The 413-nt window shown below is 68.8% G+C and carries 1 pseudogene; it reads left to right on the plus strand.

Annotation, left to right across the window (positions count from 1 at the left end):
* Nucleotides 1-413: pseudogene (locus AC5RUO_RS20025) on the plus strand (glycine dehydrogenase (aminomethyl-transferring)); the annotation flags it as partial.

Here is a 413-nt window from a genome sequence, read left to right on the forward strand (position 1 = left end):
TCCCGGTGCTCTACACCGGTGAGGGCGGGTTGGTGGCGCACGAGTGCATCCTGGACCTGCGCGACTTGACCGCGAAGACCGGGGTCACGGCCGAGGACGTGGCCAAGCGGCTGATCGACTTCGGTTTCCACGCCCCCACCCTGTCCTTCCCGGTGGCCGGGACGCTGATGGTGGAACCCACCGAGTCCGAGGACCTGGCCGAGATCGACCGGTTCATCGAAGCGATGATCACCATCCGCAAGGAAATCGACCAGGTCGCCAACGGCGACTTCACCGTGGCCGACTCGCCGCTGCGCCGGGCACCGCACACGGCAGGCGCCGTCGTGTCCTCGAACTGGGACCGCGCCTACCCCCGGGAACAGGCCGCCTTCCCCGTGGCCTCGCTCCGGCAGGACAAGTACTTCCCGCCCGTG

Source organism: Arthrobacter sp. Y3221087, from assembly GCF_059089905.1.